At 60.9% G+C, this 23,167-nt stretch carries 18 protein-coding genes; 6 read left to right on the top strand and 12 right to left on the bottom strand.

The window, feature by feature from the left end; genetic code table 11:
- The first annotated feature begins 81 nt into the window (after nt 1-81).
- On the top strand, nt 82-294 hold the full coding sequence (locus J5M72_RS10090) for a hypothetical protein (protein ID WP_085708792.1): 213 nt from the start codon (nt 82-84) through the stop codon (nt 292-294).
- Here the strand turns inward: J5M72_RS10090 and J5M72_RS10095 are convergent.
- Nucleotides 236-1,198 carry a LysR family transcriptional regulator gene (locus J5M72_RS10095; RefSeq protein WP_169432525.1) on the bottom strand — a complete coding sequence of 321 codons (963 nt, stop codon included), beginning with the start codon at nt 1,196-1,198 and terminating at the stop codon, nt 236-238. The two genes, J5M72_RS10090 and J5M72_RS10095, sit on opposite strands and share 59 nt — an antisense overlap.
- Nucleotides 1,199-1,389: 191 nt before the next feature.
- Between J5M72_RS10095 and J5M72_RS10100 the strand changes: the two genes are divergently transcribed.
- Together J5M72_RS10100 and oadA are read left to right on the top strand one after the other, a co-directional pair.
- Nucleotides 1,390-2,805, top strand: coding sequence for an acetyl-CoA carboxylase biotin carboxylase subunit (locus J5M72_RS10100; RefSeq protein ID WP_169432524.1), 1,416 nt, complete (start codon nt 1,390-1,392; stop codon nt 2,803-2,805).
- A gap of 11 nt (nt 2,806-2,816) precedes the next feature.
- Nucleotides 2,817-4,625 (top strand): sodium-extruding oxaloacetate decarboxylase subunit alpha, encoded by a 1,809-nt coding sequence (gene oadA / locus J5M72_RS10105; RefSeq protein WP_169432523.1) that lies wholly within the window; start codon nt 2,817-2,819, stop codon nt 4,623-4,625.
- A gap of 104 nt (nt 4,626-4,729) precedes the next feature.
- Here the strand turns inward: oadA and J5M72_RS10110 are convergent, their stop codons facing one another.
- The 5 genes from J5M72_RS10110 to J5M72_RS10130 all read right to left on the bottom strand — a co-directional run bounded on the left by J5M72_RS10110 (nt 4,730) and on the right by J5M72_RS10130 (nt 12,045).
- Nucleotides 4,730-6,928, bottom strand: a complete 2,199-nt coding sequence (locus J5M72_RS10110; RefSeq protein ID WP_207865380.1) for an autotransporter domain-containing protein — start codon at nt 6,926-6,928, stop codon at nt 4,730-4,732.
- A 172-nt stretch (nt 6,929-7,100) separates the two neighbouring features.
- Nucleotides 7,101-10,058 carry an autotransporter outer membrane beta-barrel domain-containing protein gene (locus tag J5M72_RS10115; protein ID WP_207865381.1) on the bottom strand — a complete coding sequence of 986 codons (2,958 nt, stop codon included), beginning with the start codon at nt 10,056-10,058 and terminating at the stop codon, nt 7,101-7,103.
- A gap of 222 nt (nt 10,059-10,280) precedes the next feature.
- Nucleotides 10,281-10,952 carry a GNAT family protein gene (locus J5M72_RS10120; RefSeq protein ID WP_207865382.1) on the bottom strand — a complete coding sequence of 224 codons (672 nt, stop codon included), beginning with the start codon at nt 10,950-10,952 and terminating at the stop codon, nt 10,281-10,283.
- A 12-nt stretch (nt 10,953-10,964) separates the two neighbouring features.
- Entirely contained in the window at nt 10,965-11,411 is a 447-nt protein-coding gene (locus J5M72_RS10125) for a GNAT family N-acetyltransferase (protein WP_207865383.1), read from the bottom strand.
- A gap of 10 nt (nt 11,412-11,421) precedes the next feature.
- Complete coding sequence (locus tag J5M72_RS10130; RefSeq protein ID WP_207865384.1) at nt 11,422-12,045, bottom strand: FMN-binding negative transcriptional regulator; 624 nt, start codon at nt 12,043-12,045, stop codon at nt 11,422-11,424.
- 92 nt (nt 12,046-12,137) lie between these two features.
- On the opposite strand from J5M72_RS10130, the gene J5M72_RS10135 reads away from it, so the two are divergent.
- Nucleotides 12,138-13,691 carry a PLP-dependent aminotransferase family protein gene (locus J5M72_RS10135; protein WP_207865385.1) on the top strand — a complete coding sequence of 518 codons (1,554 nt, stop codon included), beginning with the start codon at nt 12,138-12,140 and terminating at the stop codon, nt 13,689-13,691.
- Nucleotides 13,692-13,750: 59 nt separating this feature from the next.
- On the opposite strand, the gene J5M72_RS10140 is transcribed toward J5M72_RS10135, so the two are convergent.
- The 3 genes from J5M72_RS10140 to J5M72_RS10150 all read right to left on the bottom strand — a co-directional run bounded on the left by J5M72_RS10140 (nt 13,751) and on the right by J5M72_RS10150 (nt 17,004).
- Nucleotides 13,751-14,851, bottom strand: coding sequence for a polyamine ABC transporter substrate-binding protein (locus tag J5M72_RS10140; protein WP_207865386.1), 1,101 nt, complete (start codon nt 14,849-14,851; stop codon nt 13,751-13,753).
- Nucleotides 14,848-15,873, bottom strand: a complete 1,026-nt coding sequence (locus J5M72_RS10145) for a histone deacetylase family protein (protein ID WP_169432516.1) — start codon at nt 15,871-15,873, stop codon at nt 14,848-14,850. Before J5M72_RS10145 ends, J5M72_RS10140 begins: the two co-directional genes overlap by 4 nt.
- A gap of 132 nt (nt 15,874-16,005) precedes the next feature.
- Nucleotides 16,006-17,004, bottom strand: a complete 999-nt coding sequence (locus tag J5M72_RS10150; protein ID WP_169432515.1) for an AraC family transcriptional regulator — start codon at nt 17,002-17,004, stop codon at nt 16,006-16,008.
- Between the two features lie 329 nt (nt 17,005-17,333).
- Here J5M72_RS10150 and J5M72_RS10155 point away from each other — a divergent pair, with 329 nt between their 5' ends.
- Together J5M72_RS10155 and J5M72_RS10160 are read left to right on the top strand one after the other, a co-directional pair.
- Nucleotides 17,334-17,810: a hypothetical protein gene (locus tag J5M72_RS10155; RefSeq protein WP_207865387.1), complete on the top strand. Its 477-nt coding sequence runs from the start codon at nt 17,334-17,336 to the stop codon at nt 17,808-17,810.
- 332 nt (nt 17,811-18,142) lie between these two features.
- Nucleotides 18,143-18,544, top strand: coding sequence for a hypothetical protein (locus tag J5M72_RS10160; protein ID WP_207865388.1), 402 nt, complete (start codon nt 18,143-18,145; stop codon nt 18,542-18,544).
- 166 nt (nt 18,545-18,710) lie between these two features.
- Here the strand turns inward: J5M72_RS10160 and J5M72_RS10165 are convergent, their stop codons facing one another.
- The 3 genes from J5M72_RS10165 to aspA all read right to left on the bottom strand — a co-directional run bounded on the left by J5M72_RS10165 (nt 18,711) and on the right by aspA (nt 23,126).
- Complete coding sequence (locus J5M72_RS10165; protein ID WP_127800703.1) at nt 18,711-19,715, bottom strand: asparaginase; 1,005 nt, start codon at nt 19,713-19,715, stop codon at nt 18,711-18,713.
- Nucleotides 19,716-19,814: 99 nt separating this feature from the next.
- Nucleotides 19,815-21,260 carry an alanine/glycine:cation symporter family protein gene (locus tag J5M72_RS10170; RefSeq protein ID WP_011336625.1) on the bottom strand — a complete coding sequence of 482 codons (1,446 nt, stop codon included), beginning with the start codon at nt 21,258-21,260 and terminating at the stop codon, nt 19,815-19,817.
- 441 nt (nt 21,261-21,701) lie between these two features.
- Complete coding sequence (gene aspA, locus J5M72_RS10175) at nt 21,702-23,126, bottom strand: aspartate ammonia-lyase (protein WP_039765095.1); 1,425 nt, start codon at nt 23,124-23,126, stop codon at nt 21,702-21,704.
- Between the last annotated feature and the right edge of the window lie 41 nt (nt 23,127-23,167).

Genomic DNA, 23,167 nt, shown 5'->3' on the forward strand with positions numbered 1-23,167 from the left:
CTGCCTGTAACCCCGACGCAGCCAAACCGTCATCCTCCGGGCCTATCGTGAAACTCCCGTAATCGCCTTGGGAGACTCGAAATGGCTCAGCCTTACGAAGAACGCAACAGCGCCGCGAAAACCCGTCGTCAGCAGGAAGACCAGCGCCGCATGGAGTTCCGCCGCGCCATCGAAGATCGCTTCGAACTACGTCAGCTTCAGACCGAAATCAGCGATTTTCCCGAGGACATCGAACTCAACTACTGGCAGGCCGCTCCCGCAGCTTCCCGTCGAAGCGCTCAACCAGCGCGCTGATCTGCGCCCGTTCGCTGCGGATAAACGCCAGGAAGGCGTGCGCCACCGGTGACAGTCGCTTGGCTTTGGCTTGCACCAGGCACCAGCTACGAAACAGCGGTAACTCTTCGACCGGCAGCTCCACCAGACCGCCGGTCGCCAGCTCCAGGTTCAGGGCGTGGCGCGTCAACAGCGCGACGCCCAGACCCGCCAGTACGCACTCGCGCTGGGCTTCAGCCGAGGCCACTTCCTGGGTCTGGGTGAAGTGCACACGCTTCTCTTTGAAATACTCTTCACAGGCCAGTCGCGTGCCCGAGCCGGGCTCGCGAATCAGCAGTGTGTAGGGTTCAAGATCCTGCAGGCGTAGCGGACCCATGTGTGCCAGCGGATGATCCGGTCGGGCGGTTGCCACGATCGGGTTGTTGAGGAAGGGGAGGAACTCCAGGCCCATGTCCTGCGGCACCATCGACATGATCACCAGGTCGTCGCGGTTGTCGGAGAGGCGGCGGATTACCTGGCCGCGGTTGACCACCGTCAGTTGCAGATTCACCTCCGGATGCTGGCGCTTGAATGCCGCGAACAGGTGCGGCACGAAGTATTTGGCGCTGGATTCCACTGCCAGTTTCAACTGGCCTTGCAGCGAGCCCTGCATGTCCGACAGTTGCATGTCGAGGTTTTCCAGTCGGCCAAAGATGTCGCGACTGGCACGCTGAAGTGCTTCCGCGGCCTCGGTCATGTAGAGTTTTTTGCCGACGTAATCGAACAGTGGCTGCCCGATCAGCTCTTCAAGCTGACGAATCTGTAGGCTGACGGCCGGTTGTGTGAGAGACATTTCCTCGGCTGCGCGGCTGTAGGAACGTAAATCACACACTTCGTTGAAGATCTGCAATTGACGCAATGTCATACGCATCAAGGACTTACGCATTTTCTACCGACTCTGGCCGTTGATGGATGCAGCGACTATAAGTCTTTCCTTATGCCTGACCCAATTTTTATTCATTTTTGTTAATCCATTGTGAGCGCTAGTGTGAAGCCGCGACCAGATTGAAACATTTGGTCACGCGTCGGCCTGGGTCTAGCAGGTCGTGGGTACCACCGGCTCAAGGGAACCTCCAAGTGATAACAAAGATCCTGATCGCCAACCGTGGTGAGATTGCCGTACGAATCGTGCGTGCGTGCGCCGAGATGGGCATTCGCTCGGTTGCGATTTTTTCCGACGCCGACCGCCATGCCTTGCATGTGAAGCGTGCGGACGAGGCCCACAGCATTGGTTCGGAGCCGCTGGCCGGTTACCTGAACCCGCGCAAGCTGGTAAATCTGGCGGTGGAAACCGGCTGCGATGCGCTGCATCCCGGTTACGGTTTCCTCTCGGAAAACGCCGAGCTGGCAGAGATCTGCGCCGAGCGCGGGATCAAATTCATCGGCCCGTCGGCGGAAGTCATCCGCCGCATGGGCGACAAGACCGAAGCGCGCCGCAGCATGATCAAGGCCGGTGTGCCGGTCACGCCGGGCACCGAAGGTAATGTCTCGGGCATCGAGGAAGCATTGAGCGAGGGCGACCGCATCGGTTACCCGGTGATGCTCAAGGCCACCTCCGGTGGTGGCGGTCGCGGTATCCGTCGCTGCAACAGCCGCGAAGAACTCGAACAGAATTTCCCTCGCGTCATCTCCGAGGCGACCAAGGCTTTCGGTTCGGCCGAAGTGTTCCTGGAAAAATGCATCGTCAATCCCAAGCACATCGAAGCGCAGATCCTTGGCGACAGCTTCGGCAATGTGGTGCACCTGTTCGAGCGTGACTGCTCGATCCAGCGTCGCAACCAGAAGCTGATCGAAATCGCCCCGAGCCCGCAGCTGACCCCGGAACAGCGCGCCTACATCGGCGACCTGTCGGTGCGTGCGGCCAAGGCTGTGGGTTACGAGAACGCCGGCACCGTGGAGTTCCTGCTCGCCGAGGGCGAGGTGTACTTCATGGAGATGAACACCCGGGTGCAGGTGGAACACACCATCACCGAAGAAATCACCGGGATCGATATCGTCCGCGAACAGATCCGCATCGCCTCCGGCCTGCCGTTGTCGGTGAAGCAGGAAGACATCCAGCATCGCGGTTTTGCCCTGCAGTTCCGGATCAACGCCGAAGACCCGAAAAACAACTTCCTGCCGAGCTTCGGCAAGATCACCCGTTACTACGCCCCCGGCGGCCCGGGCGTGCGCACCGACACGGCGATCTACACCGGCTACACCATTCCGCCGTTCTACGACTCGATGTGCCTGAAACTGGTGGTCTGGGCGCTGACTTGGGAAGAGGCGATGGACCGCGGTCTGCGCGCCCTCGACGACATGCGTCTGCAAGGGGTGAAGACCACCGCCGCTTACTACCAGGAAATCCTGCGCAACCCGGAATTCCGTAGCGGCCAGTTCAACACCAGCTTCGTTGAAAGCCACCCTGAACTGACCAACTACTCGATCAAGCGCAAACCCGAAGAGCTGGCCCTGGCCATCGCCGCCGCCATCGCCGCCCACGCAGGCCTGTGAGGAATACAAGAATGAGCAAGAAGATCTTTGTCACCGATACCATCCTGCGCGACGCTCACCAATCGCTGCTCGCCACCCGCATGCGCACTGAAGACATGCTGCCGATCTGCGACAAGCTCGACAAAGTCGGCTACTGGTCCCTGGAAGTCTGGGGCGGCGCAACCTTCGACGCCTGTGTTCGCTTCCTGAAAGAAGACCCGTGGGAGCGCCTGCGCCAATTGCGCGCCGCGTTGCCCAACACCCGTCTGCAAATGCTCCTGCGCGGGCAGAACCTGCTGGGCTATCGCCATTACAGCGATGATGTGGTCAAGGCGTTCGTCGCCAAGGCCGCGGTCAACGGCATCGACGTGTTCCGTATCTTCGACGCGATGAACGACGTGCGTAACCTGCGTGTGGCGATCGAAGCGGTGAAGGCTGCCGGCAAACACGCCCAGGGCACCATCGCCTATACCACCAGCCCGGTGCATACCATCGACGCATTCGTGGCCCAGGCCAAGCAGATGGAAGCCATGGGTTGCGACTCGGTGGCGATCAAGGACATGGCCGGCCTGCTGACCCCGTATGCCACCGGTGAACTGGTCAAGGCCCTCAAGGCCGAGCAATCGCTGCCGGTGTTCATCCACTCCCATGACACTGCCGGTCTGGCCGCGATGTGCCAGTTGAAGGCCATCGAAAACGGTGCCGACCATATCGACACCGCGATCTCCAGCTTCGCCTGGGGCACCAGCCACCCGGGCACCGAGTCGATGGTCGCAGCCCTCAAGGGCAGCGAGTTCGACACCGGTCTGGACCTGGAGCTGTTGCAGGAAATCGGTCTGTACTTCTACGCCGTGCGCAAGAAGTACCACCAGTTCGAAAGCGAGTTCACCGCCGTCGACACCCGTGTTCAAGTCAACCAGGTGCCGGGCGGGATGATTTCCAACCTGGCCAACCAGTTGAAAGAGCAGGGCGCTCTGAACCGCATGAACGAAGTGCTGGCGGAAATCCCGCGCGTGCGCGAGGACCTCGGTTTCCCGCCGCTGGTGACCCCGACTTCGCAGATCGTCGGCACCCAGGCGTTCTTCAACGTGCTGGCCGGCGAGCGCTACAAGACCATCACCAACGAGGTGAAGCTCTACCTGCAAGGCGGCTACGGCAAGGCGCCGGGCACCGTGAACGAGAAGCTGCGTCGTCAGGCCATCGGCAGCGAAGAGGTGATCGACGTCCGCCCGGCCGATCTGCTCAAGCCGGAAATGACCAAGCTGCGTGCCGATATCGGCGCTCTGGCCAAGTCCGAAGAAGACGTGTTGACCTTCGCCATGTTCCCGGACATCGGCCGCAAGTTCCTCGAAGAGCGTGCCGCCGGCACCCTCACCCCGGAAGTGCTGCTGCCGATCCCGGAAGCGGGCAAGGTGGCCTCGGCCGGCGGCGAAGGCGTGCCGACCGAGTTCGTCATCGACGTTCACGGCGAAACCTATCGCGTGGACATCACCGGTGTCGGCGTCAAGGCTGAAGGCAAGCGTCACTTCTACCTGTCCATCGACGGCATGCCGGAAGAAGTGGTGTTCGAACCGCTCAACGAATTCGTCGGCGGCGGCAGCAGCAAGCGCAAGCAAGCCTCGGCTCCGGGCCATGTCAGCACCACCATGCCGGGCAACATCGTCGATGTGCTGGTCAAGGAAGGCGACACCGTCAAGGCAGGCCAGGCTGTGCTGATCACCGAAGCGATGAAGATGGAAACCGAAGTCCAGGCCGCGATTGCCGGCAAGGTCACCGCCATTCACGTTGCCAAGGGCGACCGGGTGAACCCGGGCGAAATCCTGATCGAGATCGAAGGCTGAGATAACCGCCTCGATACAACGCTTTAAACCTCGGGGGGGCATGTGCTCCCCTTTTTTTTGCTTTACACACGCGGCCGCACTTTGCAGCCGCGTGTGATCGGTCCTCAGAACGCCATTCGCCACTGGCCCGATACGCCATGGTTGCGGCTGTCGGTACCGATCTCACCCGACAAGCCAACACCGAGTGTGTGATTGGCCGAAACGGTCAGATCAAGCCCGGTGTCCAGCGTCAGACTGTTGCGATCCAGCTCTGCGCCATAAACGGTGTAGTCACGGCCGCCGGTAACCAGACGTTGGCGGGTGCTGGTATAGGTCTCGCCGTAAACGTGCTTCCATCCCGCGCTGAATCGTGGCGTGAGGCGCATGCCGTTATCCAGCGTGCTGACTTTCGCCAAACGCAGGCCGACGGTGGTGTTGAGGTTGCCCTGGGATTGATCGTCCACCTTGAGCGCCGCCGCTCCGCCTTTCTCGGTATAGCCGTTGCGCTGGTAGCGTTGGTAACCGATACCGGCAAACGGCTCGACGCTGACGTTGGCCCGACCCAGGTTGTATCCCGACTCGATGAACGCTTGCTGGGTGCTGGCCTGGTAGTTGCCTTTCAGCCGGTCATGGAAGCGGCCGAACGCGACTTCGCGACGGGTACTGCCTTCGTGACGGCTCCAGGTTGCGCCGAGCCGAAGTGACAACGGGCCGGTCTGGCGCAAGGCGTAGCTGCCGAGGTGCCAACTGTCGAGATCGCCGTCCAGCTCCTTGCTGTCCAGGCGCGTGTCGGAAGTGCCGCCCATCAAGCCCAGGTGCCATCCTTCATTGAGGCGCCAGTCCGCACCGAGCAGCAGTCCTTTGGTGGAGTGCTGCATGGGCTGCACATCGCGATCCAGTTTCCCGCTGTGGCCGAGGGCCTGCAGCCAGACCCTGCCACTCTCGGCGTTTCCGGCCGCGTGGCGGGGGGCGTTTGGCTGGTTGTCATGCAGGTTATCGAGCTGGTGCATGGCCGACAGCAGGCTGGCGCTGACCGGCGTGACGCTGCTCAAGGTGGCCTTGGCGAGGTTGGCGTTACTGCCGCCGGCCAGTTGATCGAGGGCGATGGCGGCCGTGGCTTTGTCGGTGGTGAGTAGTGCCGCGACGGCAGTGTTGCGCGCAGTGGTTGAAACCGCCGGCGTCTGAGGCGTGGCAGGGGATTGCAGCGTTTGCGCTTGTCGGGGTGGTTCGGGAGATTCCGGCGTTTCGGCCGGAGCCTGGGTTTGAACAGGGGAAGGGGCTGGCGACACCTGAGGCTCAATGCTTTTACCGAACTCGCGGCTATTGTCGCTGGTGGCGACTTGCTCGAAGGGCAACCCATTGCGCGCATAGGTCAGGCCGACCCGCTTGGGATCATCGTAATCCAGGGTTGGCGTCATGAAGGCCAGATTGTTTTCAATGGTGCCGAACCGGCCCTCGACCTTGCCGGCCTCAAGGATGGTGTGCTGACTGCTTTGTGGATAGTCACCGCTGGTGACCAGTTTCAGGGTCGCATCCCCGAGGCTGGCAGTGCCCTCGACAATGATGGTCGGGCTGTTGCCGGAAGCATCGACCGAATAGGCCAATACTGCCGGACGCGACAATTTCAGGTCGCCCCTGATCCTGGGTGCGCCATACACCTCGTCAACGGAAAAGCGTCCCTGCACATTCAGGCCGCCGACGACACCGCTGCCGGCGAAATGACCTTTCTCCTGCACATCCACGTTGCCGGCAATGAGCCCCGCGTGAGTCAGATCCCCGCCGGGGAGAACCGTGACCCCGTGATCAATCTGGCCTCTGTTGATGAAAATGCCCTCGGTCAGTGCTCCACCCAGAATATGCCCTTCGTTAATCAGGGATGCCTTGGCGCGTATCAGCACCCCGGTGCTGAAGTCACCCGAACCTGAGCGCGTCCAGGCGCCTTGTTTGACCTCCAGTCCCTCGAAGTTGCGAGATTCGCCGAGTTGTCCTTCCTTGGCATCGAGTTGCAGAACGTTAACTCCGGCGCCTCCGTCAACGATCCCGGCGAAGCTGCCACGAGGCTTCACGATTACCAGGTCGTTTGCATCACTCAGTTGCAGGGAAATGCCGTCTTTTGCCTTTTGCCCGCTCTTGACGGTAGTCGTAAGCGTGTCCGGGGCTTTGATAAATGCGTCGAGCGCTGATAGTCCTGGCGTCGGTGTTTGTTCGGGTGGCGGATCAGGAACGAGAACGGACTCCTGCGCCAGTGAGATCCCCGTATAGCCGAGTGTCAATGCAATAGCGACGGCCAGATGGTGAAGTCGGTGTGTATATCGAACAGGCATCGGGTCAACCTCCGTGTTGGGAGGTCGAACTCTAAAACGGGGTGCCTGGGCATCGATGTCAGTCGGATCTGCCAAGCATGCAGGGATTGTCGACTGACGTGACAGTAAAGCGGCCCATTTTGTTTAACGGACCGCTTTTGCTTTCATCGCGTGGAACATTTGCCTACAGCATTCAGAAGCTCATCTGCCACTGCCCGATCAGCCCGTGATTGCGACTGTTGCTGCCCATCTCGCCGCTGTAGCCAAGGCCCAGCGTATGCCGCGCAGAAACACCCAGGTCCAGCCCTGCCTCGAGGACAAGGCTGTCACGATCCAGCGAGCTGCCATCGACGCTGAACGCGGTCCCGCCCACGACAAACGCCTGACGGGTCGAGCTGCTGACATCGCCATAGGTGTGCTTCCAGCCGGCGGCCATGCGCGGGGTCAGGCTCATGCCATTGTCCAGCGAGCGGAGGTGCGCCAGGCGCACGCCGAAGGTGCTGCTGAAGTTGTCCTGGGTCTGGCTGTCGACCTGCAAGGCTGCTGCGCCGCCCTTTTCCTGATAGCGATCGCGGTGATAGCGCTGGTAGCCGAGGCTGGCGAACGGTTCGGCGCTCAGTCGGCCGCTGCCCATGGCGTAGCCGAGTTCGGCGAACGCTTGCTGGCTGTCGGCGTCGTAATCGCCTGTGGGACGATCGCTGAAACCATTGAATGCGATGGTGCGTTTGCTTTCGCCCTGATGGCCGCTGTACGCGGCGCCGAGGCGCAAGGCCAGCGGGCCGTTCTGATGCAGCGCGTAAACGCCGGCGTGCCAGCTCTCGACATTGCCGTCGACGCCGGTGGCGTCCAGGTCGGTTTTTGAATAACCACCGAGCACGCCCAGGCGCCATTGCGGATTCAGTGCCCAGTCGGCACCGAGCAGGCTGCCCTTGGTGCGTTGTTCCAGACCGCTGCTGCCGTGTTCGCCATCGAGCTTGCCGTAGCCACCGATGGCTTGCAGCCAGAGTCGGCCCCGGGCGTTCGGATCATTCAGGTTTCGCGCTTCGGACGGTACGCCGTTGGCGGCGAGGATTGGTGTGTCACGCTGATCGAGGCCGACCGTCAAGCCTGGGCTGCCACCCATTTGCTGCATCGCCGAGAGCATGCTGCTGCCGACCTGACTGCTGGCGCCGAGGGTGGCGCTGGTCAGGTTGGCGTTGCTGGCGCCGGCCAGTTGCTCGATGGCTGCGCCTGCACTGCTTTGAGTGGTGTTGAGCAAAGCGTTGTACAGCGGGTTGTTCTTGCCCATCGAGGCGAGGCTGTTGGCGGCGTTGCTGCCGTTGCCGGTAGCAGCGAACTCATTGAAGGCCACGTCATTGCGGGTGTAGGTCAGGTTGACCTGCGTTGGCGTGTAAGCGAGGGTCGGCGTGAGGAACGCGTAGTCGCTGGTGACCGCGCCGAACGTGCCGTTGACGCGCGCAGCCTGCAGCACCGTGTAATGGCTCTGCCACGGATAGGTGCCGCTGCCGGGATTGACCGCCAGCGCTGCGCCGTTGAGATTGGCCGTGCCGCCGACCTGGACTGGCGCGCTGCTGCCATCGGCGTTGACGCCGTAGGCGAGGGTGGATGCACTGCCCATGTTCAAGTCGTGCACGATGGTTGCGGTGCCGAGCCGGGTGTCAGTGCGCAACGTGCCATTCACGTTGAGGTTGCCCACCGACCCGCCGCCGGCATACACACCTCCGGCGTCCACGCTCAGGTTACCGGCAATGCCACCCTGGTTGATCAGGGTCGCGCCATTGCGCACGGCACCGCCGTCGCTGAAATCGCCGCTGCCGGTCAGGGTCCAGGCGCCTTGTTTGACCTCAAGCCATTCGAAATGGCGGCTCGCACCAAAGCTGCCGCCCGCCGCGTCGTCCATCACTACTCGGTCGTAACCGCTGCCGCCATCGACCACGCCGACAAAGCGGCTGCCGTTGCGCAGTGTCAGGCTGTCGTTGCCACCGCCCAGGTCCAGCGCCAGACCGTTGCTGCCGCTGATAGTGCCGCCGTTGATCACGTTGTCGGCGAACTCACCGACGAACTTCACACCAAACCCGTCGAGGCCCTGAATGGTGCCGTCGTTCTTCAGCGTGGTGGCCGCCAGCCCCGAACCGCCGCTGCCGTCGTCCACCAGAATGGCGCTGTTGGCACCGCTGATCAGGGCGCCTTTGGCGTTGAGGATGTAACCGCCGCCCAGCGCGATGCCTTCACTGCCATTGGCGAAACCGCCCTTGTCCACGCCGCCCGCGCCGACGCCTTGAATGGTGCCGTAGTTTTCGATGTGAGCGATCTTGTCGATGTCCACGCCGTCACCGTCGCCGTTGGGCTGCAAGCCTGAATACGCACCCGTGATGGTGCCGTGGTTGATCACCGTGCCGTTGCCGTCGGAGCCGAAGCCGGAGCCGTTGCGCCCGGTGATCTGCCCGTAATTGACCAGCGTCGCGCCGAGGTCGGTGGTGATGCCATGACGGCCGCCGGAAATCACGCCGTAGTTGGTCACGCTGACGCCGGTCGCGGTGTCGATATCGATACCGTCGAACTTCTGATTGGCGTTGTGCGAATCACCGGTGGAAATTTCGCCGTAGTTGCTGATGGTCGCGTTGGCGCCGGTTTTCATGCCGTCGCTGGCGTCGCCACGAATCAGCCCTCCGGCGCGGTTGATGATGGTGGTTTTCACACCGTCGCTGCGCAACGCATCCAGATCCAGCCCTTGGCCTGTGGTCGAGCGAAGGGTGCCGCCGTTGTCGATCAAGAGACTGCCACTGACGAAGTTGCTGTCGATGCGAATCGCATCGTTGGAACCGAGAATCTGCCCGCCGCTGCGGTTGTAGATCGCGTAGTTGCGTGCCTGGGTCAGATCGCCACTGCTGTCGATGGCCCGGCCGCCGGATGAGATGATCTTGCCGGCGTTATCGATGATCACGCCGACACCACTGGTTTTGTCCTTCAGGCTCACAGCCTTGCCGCTGTTGGTGATGCTGCCCGGCGCCGAAATCGTCAGCGTATCGCTGCCACCCAATGTCTGCGACGCGGTGGTGGCGGTGTCGATCTGCACGGTCTTGCCGTGGGCGGCACTGGTGGCGATCAGCAGGGCTGTGGCGAGAGAAAGGCGCTGAGGCGGGAGCGGCATGGGGGGAACGTCCTTTTAGTTATAAGTGAGGGCGTTCTGTATAGCGGAGGGTTTTTACAGAATGATGTATGGCCTATGTGCATTCCTTTGCAGTTCAGGCCTCAGATTTGGACGTTCATCTGCAATTCATTGCAGATCCGACGGTGGTGCAGAGTCGAAATCGCAGCCTTGGACATCGCTTGAATGAGATGCCGCAGGCTGCGCTCTTTTACGTTCACTGGCTCAAGCGCGGCACTCAACCAACCCCTTCACCTGCCCATCCGCCGTCTGATTCTCATCGCTCAACCAGCGCTCGAATCCCGCTGCAATCGCCGGCCATTCCGAGTCCAGAATCGAATACCACGCGGTGTCGCGGTTCTGGCCCTTGACCACCATGTGCTGGCGGAACACGCCTTCGAAGCTGAAGCCCAGACGCTCGGCGGCGTATTTGGAGCGGGCGTTGCCGTTGTTGCATTTCCATTCGAGGCGGCGGTAGCCGAGGGCGAAGGATTCTTTGGCCAGCAGGTAGACCGCCTCCGTGCTCTTCGGCGAGCGCTGCATCGGGGCGCCGAAGGTGACGTGGCCGATTTCGATGCGGCCCTGGGCCGGGACGATCGACATCAGGCTGAGGAGGCCTTGCACCTGGCCGCTGGCGCGGTCGATGACGCTGAAGAAATACGGATCGCTGTGGGCGGCGTGGTTGTTCAGCCAGTCATTGAAAGCGCTGCGCTCCGGAAACGGGCCGTAGGGCAAGTAATCCCAGAGTTTCGGATCGGCGCCGGGGCCTTGCAGGGCATTGAAGAGGTCATCGCCGTGGCGTGCCGGGTCGAGTTTTTCCAGGCGGATGAAGCGGCCTTCGATCAGGGTGGTGGAGGGTGGCGGCACGCCTTTCCAGTCTGCGAGAGAAATCGTCATGCACGTGGCTCCTTAAATGGCTTTGCGAAACTGGATGAAACCCGGGCGTTCGGCGATGCGCTCGTAGAGCTGGATCGCCGTGGTGTTGGTTTCGTGGGTCAGCCAGTGCACCTTGCAGCAACCGTCGGCCTTGGCCGTGGCGTAGACGTGTTCGATCAGCAGGCGACCGACGCCGGTGCCACGGGTTTGCGGCTCTACCAGCAGGTCTTGCAGGTAGCAGGAGTTTTCGATGCTCCAGTTCGAACGATGGTAGATGAAATGCACCATGCCCACCGCTTTGCCGTCGGCCCAGGCGAGGGCGGCGTGGGTTGGTTCGTTCGGGTCGAGAAAACGCTGCCAGGTGCTTTGGCTGACCGCGTCGGGCAGCTCAGTGTTGTAGAAGCGCAGGTAGGCCTGCCACAGCGGCAGCCACGCCGTGTGATCGCCGGCGCTGACCGGGCGGATTTCGATCTGACTCATGGTGATTTCCTTAACGCATCAAGTGAGCGAGGGTTTGATCGTTGATGTCGGGGCTGGCGGCCAGGCCTTCGCGCACGCCGGCGATGTCTTCGGCGCTGCGGTTCTGGCTGAGCTTGCGCTTGCCTTCGAGGCGGTCGATCGGAATGGCGAATCCGACGATGGCCTTGAGCATGCCGTCGATGTAATCGGCCGGCGCATCGTCGACGGACCAGGGCCGGTCGCGGCCCGCTTCATGGCGATCGGTGAGGGTGCTGACGATGTCCAGCAGCCGACCGCCATCGCTGAAGGTTTCAGCGTGACCGTAGGCGTGCACGGCGACGTAGTTCCAGGTCGGCACGACTTTGCCGTGCTCGGACTTGCTCGGGTAAAAGCCCGGGCTGACGTAGGCATCGGCACCGGGGAAAATCAGCATGGCCTCGGCGCCGTCGCGCAGGTCTTTCCACTGCGCATTGGCCTTGGCCAGATGCCCGTACAGCGTACCGTTCGGGCCTTGTTCACGATGCAGCAGCACCGGCACGTGGCTGGCCTGCAAGCCTTGTTCGCCGTGGGTGACCAGGATGGCGAGGCGGGTGGCGAGGATCAGTTCGTGCAGTTGGGACAAGTCGTCGATGGCAAAGGCGCGGGGCGTGTACATGGAGATATTTTCCTTGGCGAATGCCTGCATCGTAGGCAGGCTATTGGTCTGTTGTAAGAGCCATTGATGACCAATTTCACAGGTCCATTGTCATGCCCGATCCGACCACGCTGTCGCTGCCGTTCAACCCCGCCGGTATTGAGCTCGACCGCCGCAAAGGCCTGAGTCGTCAGCTCTATCAGGCCTTGCGCCTGCGTGTGCTCGACGGGCTTCTGGCCAGCGGCACGCGCTTGCCGGCCAGTCGCGATCTGGCGGCAGCGTTGGGGATTTCCCGCAACAGCGTGGTGCGCGCCTACGATCAGCTGTATGCCGAGGGTTTTATCGAAGGACGGGTCGGTGACGGGACGTATGTAGCGCAATTGCCGCAATCGACGGCACCGGCGAAAAAACTATCCACAAAAGTATCCACAGGGTTTTCAACAGGCTTACCCACAGCTTTATCCACAACTGTGGCCAAAACCACTGGGGATTTATCCAGAAAAGTTATCCACAGCGGAGCCATGCAGCGGCTTGAACAGAATCATTTGCCAACGCCGCCAAGCGGTCCGCCACGGGCTTTCAGGGTGGGGGTTCCAGCGTTCGATCTGTTCCCGTTCGACGTCTGGGCCAAGCTGAACGCGGCGTTCTGGCGCAAACCCGACTTGCAGCAACTGTGTTACGGCGACCCGGCGGGCGATGCACGCTTGCGCGGTCTGATCGCCGCTTATTTGCGCAGTTCGCGCGGCATGCAGTGTTCCGCTGAGCAAATTGTGATCACCAGTGGCGCGCAGCAGGGAATCAGCCTTTGTGCACAGTTGCTGGTGGAGCCGGGCGCCGGGGTCGGCATTGAAAATCCGGGCTACCGCGCAGCGGGTCACGCCTTCGCGCTGGCCGGTGGCCGATTGCAAGGCATTGCCGTGGACGAAGAGGGTATCGACTGCGCGGCACTGGCGGCCGCCGAAGATTGCCGAGTGGCTTATGTCACGCCCTCTCATCAGTACCCGACGGGGGTGGTGATGAGCCTGGCGCGGCGCCTGGAGTTGCTGGCCTGGGCCGAGCGTACCGGCGGCTGGATTGTCGAGGACGACTACGACGGCGAGTATCGCTACACCGGCGCGCCACTGGCCCCGCTGGCTGCACTCGACCGCCAGGGCCGCGTGCTATACGTCGGCACCTTCGGCAAAGTCGCGTTCCCGGCGCTGCGCCTGGGTTATCTGGTGTTGCCGCCGGGGCTGGTGGAGGCGTTTGCGCAGCGGCGTGCAGTGGATGTCCGGCACTCCGAGGTGAGCACTCAGGCGGTGATGGCCGAGTTCATGGCGGCCGGGCACTTCCAGCGGCACATCCGACGGATGCGTCGGGCAGCCCTGAGCCGGCGCAACACGCTGATCAATGGTTGGCCACATGGCCTGGCGGGTGTGGGGGCATTGCCCGCGGTGTCGGCCGGATTGCATCTCACGGTGACGGTCGACAGCGTGGCCCGCGAACAGCAATTGATCGAGCAGGCCGCCAGCGTAGAGGTGGAAGTCCATGGCTTGAGCAAATACTGGCTGCCGGACTCGACGCTGCCGCTCGATCAGCGCGCCGGTCTGGTGCTGGGTTTTGCGGCGGTGCCGGAGCCGGCGATCGAGTCGGCCCTGGCCCGTTTGCGGCAAGCCTGGGGTGAGTGAAGACGGAACATCGGTATCCAAAGACCCGCCGGGGCGGGTCTGAGCTGGATGGGAAGGTTTCAGGTGCCGGATTTGATCTTCGTCCACGCCCGCGTGCGCGCCCGTTCCGCATCGCGCGGCAGCGGTTGCAAGGTGTAGAGCGTATTCATCGCCGCATCGGTCGGGTACAGATTCGGGTTGTTGCGAATCGCCGGGTCGACAAGTTCGGTGGCGTCCTTGTTCGGGTTCGGATAACCGACAAAATCGCTGACAGGGGCGATCACCTGCGGTTGCAGCAGGTAGTTGATGAAGGTGTAGGCGTCCTGCGGGTTTTTCGCGCCTTTCGGGATAGCGAGCATGTCGAACCAGATCGGCGCTCCTTCCTTCGGCAGGCGCATGTCAACCACCACGCCGTTCTTCGCCTCTTTGGCGCGGTTGGCGGCTTGCGAGAAGCTGCCCGAATAGCCGACCGCGACGCAGATGTCGCCGTTGGCGATGTCGGCCATGTATTTGGACGAATGGAAGTAGGTCACGTACGGGCGAATCTTCATCAGCAGCGCTTCAGCCTTGGCGTAGTCCGCCGGGTTCTTGCTGTTGGGATCCAGACCGAGGTGTTGCAGGGCCAGCGGCAGGATCTCCGACGGCGAGTCGAGCAGGGCGACACCGCACTGCTTGAGCTTGCTGATGTTCTCTTCCTTGAAGATCAGATCCCAGCTATCCACCGGCGCGTTGTCACCCAGCGCCGCTTTGACCTTGGCCGGGTTGAAGCCGATCAGGATGGTGCCGTACATGTACGGCACGGCGAACTGGTTGCCCGGGTCGTTGGCTTCGATCAGCTTCATCAGTTTCGGATCGAGGTGATTCCAGTTCGGCAACTGGCTGCGATCCAGCGGCTGGAACACCCCGGCCTCGATCTGCTTGGCGAGGAACACGTTGGACGGCACCACCACGTCATAGCCGGAGTTGCCGGTCAGCAGCTTGGCCTCCAGCGCTTCGTTGGTGTCGAAGATGTCGTAGACCAGTCTGGTCTGGCTGTTCTGCGCCTTGAAATCTTCCAGTGCCTTGGGGGTGATGTAGTCGAACCAGTTGTAGACGCGCAGGGTGCGTTCTTGCGCGTGGGCGCCGCTGCTCAGCAGCGCCGCGCACAACGCCGGCGCGATGAGGTGCTTGAGTCTGCTCATTGTTCGAAACCTTCAAGCACGTTCACCGCATTGATGCCGATTTCTTCCACCGCGTAGCCACCTTCCATGACGAACAGGGTCGGTTTGCCGAGGGCGGCGATGCGCTTGCCCATGGCCAGATAGTCCGGGCTATCAAGCTTGAACTGCGAGATCGGGTCGTCCTTGAAGGTGTCGACACCCAGCGACACGACGATGATGTCGGCGCCGTAGCTGTCGATCTCAGCGCAGGCCTGATCCAGCGCCGCGCTCCAGACATCCCAGCCGGAACCGGCCGGCAGCGGATAGTTGAAGTTGAAGCCTTCGCCGGCCCCTTCGCCGCGTTCGTCTTCGTAGCCGAGGAAGAACGGGAATTCCGCTTCCGGGTGGCCGTGGATCGAGGTGAACAGCACGTCGCTGCGCTCGTAGAAAATCGACTGGGTACCGTTGCCGTGGTGATAGTCGACGTCGAGGATCGCAACCTTCTTGTGGCCCTGATCGAGGAATGCTTGCGCTGCAATGGCGGCGTTGTTGAGGTAGCAATAACCGCCCATCAAGTCGCCGGCAGCATGGTGTCCCGGCGGACGGCACAGGGCGAAGGCCCCACGGGCGCCGCGCTGGATTTCCGCTTGAGCGGTCAGCGCCACTTGCGCTGCGCTGTAGGCCGCTTGCCAGGTGCCGGCGGTAATCGGTGCGCCGCCGTCGAAGCTGTAGTAACCAAGCTGGCCGTGCAGGCTGGTCGGTTTGACCTGACGCAGAGTGCGCGCCGGCCAGGTGTAGGGCAGCAGGTCGCCGTCGGTGTTGAATTCGGTCCAGCGCGCCCAGGCGCCTTTGAAGAAGTCGAGGTAATCGCGGCTGTGGATGCGCTCGATCGGCCCAAGGCCAAAATCTTTCGGTGCTTCGACCGGGCCGAGTTTTTGATGTTTCACACGTTGCAGCACGTGGTCGGCGCGCGACGGCATCTCGAAGCAAGGCTTGAGTTGCCCGTCGATCAATTCGCAGCGGCCATGGTGCAGGTGGTGATCGTCAGAGTAGATCGTCAGCATTTGTTGTTCTCCGCAGGGGCTGATTCGGTTGGCTCCAGTGTTGCGGCGCGGGGCGAATCGGAGAACGGCCAGAGAGGCCAAAAGGGGATCGATGTGGCCAAAAATACTGACCTGATATCGCCCCTCGACGGTTTAACCGTGTGGGCGGAACTGACTCGGCGCCACGCCGCTCCAGCGCACGAACGCATGGCGGAAGCTGGCGGTCTCGCTGAAACCCAGGGTTTCGGCGATGCGATAGATCGGCAACTGGTCCTCACAAAGCATTTGCTTGGCCCGCTCGAAACGCAGTTCGTCGAGCAGCTCCTGATAGCTGCAACCCATGTCTTTCAGATGCCGGCGCAAGGTGCGCGGCGAGCAGTTCATCTGCTGCGCCAGACCTTCCAGTCCCGGTGCAGCATTGAGTTGCGCGCTGAGCAACTGGCGGATCCGCCCCAGCCACGCCTGGCGGCCGGTGAACTCGGTGTTCTGCTTGCGGCAGCGTTCGGCCATCGCCTGGTGGGTGATGATGTCGGCCAGCGGCAGCGGCTGATCGAGCCAGCGCCGGTCGAAGGCGAAGGCGTTGTCCTTGGCACCGAAATGCAGGGGCGCCTTGAAGTGTTCGGCGTAGCTGTCGCGGTAATCCGGCGCAGCGTGTTCGAAGCGCGCGGCCAGCAATGGCAGTGGATGGCCGAGCAGGTCGTCGCAGATGACTTTCAGCGACACCAGACAGAACTCGGCGTTGAATACGGCCATCGCCGGACTCTCGCGGTAATCGGCGGCGACGAACCAGGCACGCTCGCCGTCGTCCTCCAGGCTCAGCTCGAAAAGTGTTCCCAGCAGCGCCGGATAACGGATCGCCAGGCGCAAAGCGTCACCGAAGGTGGCACAGGTCAGCAGCGCGTAACCGAGGATGCCGTAGCAGGAAACGTGCATGCGCCGGCCCAGTTCCAGACCGATATCGTGCTTGAGCGCGACCGCGTTGGCGCAGACCTGCATCTCCTGATTGGTGGTGATGCGGGTGTCGGCCCGGTTCAGATCCGCCGCGCTGATGCCGCTGCCAGCCAACAGCGCTTCGCTGGACAGGCCTTGATCCCGGAAGGTGTTGAGCACCAGGGAGACAGCGTTGAGGGTGGTGAGGTGGGAGTGGAGCATAGAGGCGTCCCGAGCGAAATACATTTCCTGGAAAGCAAATTACATACCACAAGTTGCATATCGATTGTTTACGGTAATTAATGTTTACAGAAATGGCCACTTTTGTTTTGTCACATATAGGGGCGTGGCTCCCGCCTGTTTAACTTAATGCGAAATAGTTGTTTTGGCGACTGTCAGAAGTAACAGGTTTTTAATTATATGGGCGCCGTTTGTCGTTTAGTTACTAATGTCTATTTATTTGAGTTTTTTATTTGATTTGTATTTGTCTGGGTCTACGCTCAGTTTGTGGTTGTAATGTGTATGGGGTTATTAATAAGGAGGACGAAAAAATGAATTCGAAAAATAAAGAAGTCGAAGACCGTCGTGTTTATATTGAAAGCATATTGGATAAGTACGGTGGCGGAAAGAATCCTGTAGATGAGGGGAGCATAGTAGGGACGCTGGATGGCCAGCATTTTGAATGTCCGGCCGACTCATGGGTGGAACATGTAGATAAAAACGGAAAGAGGTTACTGCTTCTGTTCAGGAGCAAGGATTCCGGTATTAATCTGGAGATCGATCAATCAGCTTTATCCTCGGTTATGTATGATTTTCGTATGGGTTATGGCGATTTTTTTAATTTTCTCTTTGGTAATGATCCCGGTCGTTGGGATGCGGACACAGCAAAGCTTTCTGGTGTGTCCTTTGACGCCAGCACAGGAAGGCTTCAGTGCGACGTTGATGCGACTCTTTGGCGCGGTGATCCCCCGAATCTGGAAACAGCAAAATTAAAGGCGAAACTCCTTGTGGTTAAACCTGTGAAATAGTCGATACCCCTTCATGCAGTAAAGAGGGGTATTGCTGAGCATCATTGATCTCGGCGCTGATTCCCGGGAACCGCGGCAGCACAGCAACCTTGGTCAATTGCTTTGATGGTTGTAGTTAAACGCGGCCGGCAGGAAGTGGCTTTCACGACGCCGCCCTGATGCTCCAGGCGTTTGAACGGATGACGGCGAAAACTGCGCAATTTCGCGCAATGGGTTGGCGCCAGCAGGTATCTGGTGTCTTGTGTCTATTTTATATCTGACATATTCCACGCTTTGGATATGTTGTTTTCATAGGCTCTATATATCAGCTCACTCTTATGAGGGATTGCATAATGGGTAATTCAAAGGAATCAAAAATTACACTTGATGATTTCAAAAGTCTAAAGGCCGGTATTGTAACTGGAAGCCTTTCTGTTCTGGTTGATGGTGGTAATGTGGTCATGCCGGCGCGAGCAGGCGCTGACGGAGAAAACATATTTGTCGAGTTTGAAGACACCAAGAAAACGCACGTTATCATGATCGGTGTCAGCCGAAAGTATCTAGGGCAGGTTGTCGATGCCTCTAGATTTTTTCTTTACTATCGATGCAATGGTGCCGGTTGGACAGCAGACAAAGGCAGCATGATCATACGTGAAGATGAAACAAGTTCGAATTACAGTATTTACTTTGATGCTACTGCAACGCAGCAGTCGGTCCGGCTCAGCTACGGCGTTGCCCATGTAGGGTTTAGATAGATTTTTATTGAGCTGCTAAGTTGTGGGTGGGAGAGGTTTTTCTGATAAGGAATGTTGTGCACTAACGATCAAAATGGTGTGTCGATATGGGTGCAAATCTACTGGATCTGTTCCCGATGTATTTTATTTCTCCCGTCGCGGTACGACGGGAGGAATATTTGAAGGTTTAAATCAGCTCGCCGCACAGGTCGAGTTCGACCAGACGCCGTACTTCAGCTGTCTCAAGGCCGGCACCCAGCAAACCATTTAACTTGCCGAACGCCGCCTCACGGGTCATGCCGCCACCGGACAACACGCCAACACCACGCAAGCGGCTGCCAGCCTCGTACACATCCAGTTCCACACCGCCTTCATGGCACTGCGTGACCGCAACCACCACGACACCGTTGTCCCGCGCCCGACCGAGGCTGGCGAGAAATTGCGGGTTGTCGCTTGGCCCGGTACCGCTGCCATAGCACTCCAACACCAGACCCTGAATGCCGCTGTCGAGCAGGCCGTCGATGATCTCGGCGCCAATGCCCGGGAACAGCGGTAACACCGCCACCTTGGCCAGTTGCTTGGGTTGGTTGTAGTTCAGCGCGGCTGGCAGCGAGGTGGCTTTCACGCCACCGCCCTGACGTTCCAGACGTTTGAACGGATGGCGGCCGAAGCTGCGCACTTTCGCGCAGCGGGTCGGGGCCAGCAGTTCGCCGTGGAAATACAGATGCACGCCCGGCGCCAGGCCGTGGCCGAGGGCGACCAATGCGCCGCTGAGGTTTTCCCACGCGTCGCTGTCGGTGACGCCGGCCGGCAGCATCGAGCCGGTGAAGCACACGCGGGCATGCAGGCCGAGCAACTGGAAGCTCATGGCGGCGGCGCTGTAGGCCAGGGTGTCGGTGCCGTGCAGGATCAGCACGCTGTCGCAGCCTTGCACATCGACGGCGTCGACCACCGCTTCACGCAGTTGCTGCCAGTAGGCCGGGGTCATGTTGGCGCTGTCGATCAGCGGCGACATCTCGCGAAAGCGCCACTGCGGTACCACCAGCTCAGGCTGGCTGTGCAGGTAATCGCGCATCCGCGCTTCAAAACCGGACGCCGGAGCCAGGCCATTGGCGCTGGCCTGCATGCCGATGGTGCCACCGGTGTACAGCACCATCACGTGCTGGGCGGCAGGGTAGGTCGAGGAATTCATGGGGAGTTCTCCTGAACGAGGACAGCATGCGGTCGAGCATGACGCCGACCGCTGCTTGTGTCACGCCGGGCGCAAGAGCTGCGCCCGGTTTTTACCCGATCAGCGTTGCGCTGCAGGGATGCCTTGCGGCTGAGCGTTGGCCTGGGTGTCGGCCGACGGATTGGCAGGCCAGGCCTTCAGGTCCAGATCCAGGTCGCTGAACTTGCTGGAGTCGAACACCGGCTGGTCGACGCCGGCACGGCGCTGCGCGTCGTAGTCGCGCATCACACGCATGCCGACCTTGAACAGCAGGGCCAGGGCCATCAGGTTGACGAAGGCCAGGCAGGTCATGGTGATGTCGGCGAAGGCGAACACGGTCGACAGATCCTGCATCGAACCCCAGACCACCAGTGCCAGCACCAGACCGCGGAACGTCATCAGCGCAGCGCGGTTGCGGGTGAGGAATTGCAGGCTGTTTTCGCCCAGGTAGTAGTTGTAGAGGATGCAAGTGAAGACGAACAGCGACAGCGCGACGCTGACGAACATGCGGCCCCAGTCACCGACCACGGCGGCCAGCGAGTTCTGGGTCAGGACGATGCCGTCACCTTCGAAGCCCGGGGTGTAGAAGCCCGACAGCAGGATCAGCAGTGCGGTGCAGGTGCAGATCACGAAGGTGTCGAGGAACACGCTGAACGCCTGAACCACGCCCTGAGCGCCCGGGTGCTTCACGGCCGCCACGGCGGCGACGTTCGGCGCACTGCCCAGGCCCGCTTCGTTGGCGAACACGCCACGCTTCACGCCCATGACGATGGCGCTGCCGAGCAGGCCGCCGAAGGCCGGGTCGAGACCGAAGGCGCTCTTGAAAATGGTAACCAGCATGGCGGGCACGTGTTCGATCTGGGTGCCGATCACGTACAGGGTCACGCCGATGTAGGCCAGGGTCTTGATCGGTACCAGCAGGTCGGACACCGAAGCGATGCGCTTGATGCCGCCGATGAAGGTGATGGCCAGCAGCACAGCCAGGACGATACCGGTGTGTTGCGGGTCAAAGGCAAAGGCGTTCTGCAGCGAGTGGGTCACGGTGTAGGACTGCAGGCCGATGAAGGCGAAGCCGTAGGTGACCAGCAGCAGGATCGAGAACACCACCGCCATGCCTTTGAGTTTCAGGCCGTGCTGGATGTAGTAAGCCGGACCGCCACGGTACAGGCCGTCGCCATCGGCGCGCTTGTAGACCTGAGCCAGCGTACATTCGAAGAAGCTGCTGGACATGCCGACCAGAGCGGTCACCCACATCCAGAACACCGCACCCGGACCACCGAGGGTCACGGCGATGCCGACACCGGCGATGTTGCCTGCACCGACGCGGCCGGCGAGGCTGAGCATCAGGGCCTGGAACGAGCTGAGTTGCCCGGCGCTGCCTTTGAGGCTGTCGCGGAACACCGCGAACATGTGGAAGAAGTGGCGCAATTGAACGAAACGCGAGCGAATCGTGAAGTAGCTACCGAGCCCGACAATGAGCACGATCAGTACTTTCCCTGAGAGGAAGTCGTTGATGACTTCGAGCATGGATTTTTCCTCGCTGTTTATTGTTTAAGCAAATGCTGGATGGTCAGAAACATCGCGTTACACCGGTGTGCGTGCGGCACAACGGGCGAGGCGAGGGTTCGTCCCGGATCCATATCGCGGGTTTGTTATTAGTTCGGGTTTCGCATGGGTTATGGCCTCGTTACCGACGACCGCTCACGCGAAGAGGGGCGGCACTATACCGATCAGTGCGGCGCCCGTCTGCACGGTTGTGGTGCAAGCGACGAAACGAAGCTTTGAAACACCCGACGTTACCGGCGTCGGGTTTGTGTGAAAGCTGATTTGCGGTCAGCTTCCATACATACGGTTCTCAGGTTCAAACAGTTAAAAAAAAGGGCTCGGGGAATGCTCCCCAAGCCCTCAAAAGGTGAGAGGTGTCTAGTCCCTCGACCTGGTGAGCGGTGCTACAAGTCACGCGTCGGATCAGGCCTTCAGGGGCACCAGACGCGGAGCAATCATGTTTTCCGGGCGCAGGATGTCGGCGAGCATGGCTTCGTCGAGCAGACCTTCTTCGCGCACCAGTTCCAGCACGCCGCGGCCGCTTTCAAGGGCGATACGGGCGATGCGGGTGGCGTTTTTGTAGCCGATGTACGGGTTCAGTGCGGTGACCAGACCGATCGAGTGTTCGACCAGTTCGCGGCAGCGCGCTTCGTTGGCGGTGATGCCGACGATGCAGTGCTCGCGCAGCATGTCCATGGCGCGTTGCAGCAGGCGGATCGAGTCGAGGATCTTGAAGGCGATCAGCGGCTCCATCACGTTCAGTTGCAGCTGGCCGCCTTCGGCTGCCATGGTCAGCGCCAGATCGTTACCGATGACCTGGAAGGCCACCTGGTTCACGGCTTCCGGGATAACCGGGTTGACCTTGCCTGGCATGATCGAGCTGCCTGGCTGACGCGCCGGCAGGTTGATTTCGTTGATGCCGGTACGCGGGCCGCTGGACAGCAGACGCAGGTCGTTGCAGATCTTCGACAGCTTGACCGCGGTGCGCTTGAGCATGCCGGAGAACAGCACGAAGGCGCCCATGTCGGAGGTGGCTTCGATCAGGTCGGCGGCTGGAACCAGCGGTTGACCGCTGATCAGTGCCAGACGCTGTACGGCCAGGGCCTGGTAGCGCGGGTCGGCGTTGATGCCGGTACCGATCGCGGTGCCGCCCAGGTTCACTTCAGTCAGCAGTTCCGGGGCCAGCGTCTTCAGACGGGCCAGGTCTTCGCCCATGGTGGTGGCGAAAGCGCGGAACTCTTGACCCAAGGTCATCGGCACGGCGTCTTGCAGCTGGGTACGACCCATCTTCAGGACGTGGTTGAATTCTTCACCCTTGGCCGCGAATGCCTGAATCAGGCTGTCGAGGCTGGCCAGGAGCGCGTCGTGACCCAGCAGCAGACCCAGACGGATCGCGGTCGGATAGGCGTCGTTGGTCGACTGCGCCATGTTCACGTCGTCGTTCGGGTGCAGGTACTGGTATTCGCCTTTCTGGTGACCCATCGCTTCCAGCGCGATGTTGGCGATCACTTCGTTGGCGTTCATGTTGGTGGAGGTACCGGCGCCACCTTGAATCATGTCGACCACGAACTCTTCGTGGAAATCACCGCGGATCAGACGGGCACAGGCTTCGCTGATGGCAGCGTGCTTGGCTTCGCTCAGGTGACCCAGCTCGCGGTTGGCGTCAGCGGCGGCCTGTTTGACCATCGCCAGACCGACAACCAGCTTCGGGTAGTGCGAAATCGGAACGCCCGAGAGACGGAAGTTGTTCACCGCTCGCAGGGTCTGGATGCCGTAATACGCTTGAGCAGGGACTTCGAGGGTGCCAAGCAGGTCGTTTTCTGTGCGGAATGATGCAGCGGAGGACATGATAGAAATCATCTCGATATGGACCCGGTCTGTGCCGGAAC

Origin of the sequence: Pseudomonas sp. 58(2021), from assembly GCF_017491585.1 — a bacterium.
GTDB classification, from domain to species: domain Bacteria; phylum Pseudomonadota; class Gammaproteobacteria; order Pseudomonadales; family Pseudomonadaceae; genus Aquipseudomonas; species Aquipseudomonas fluorescens_BT.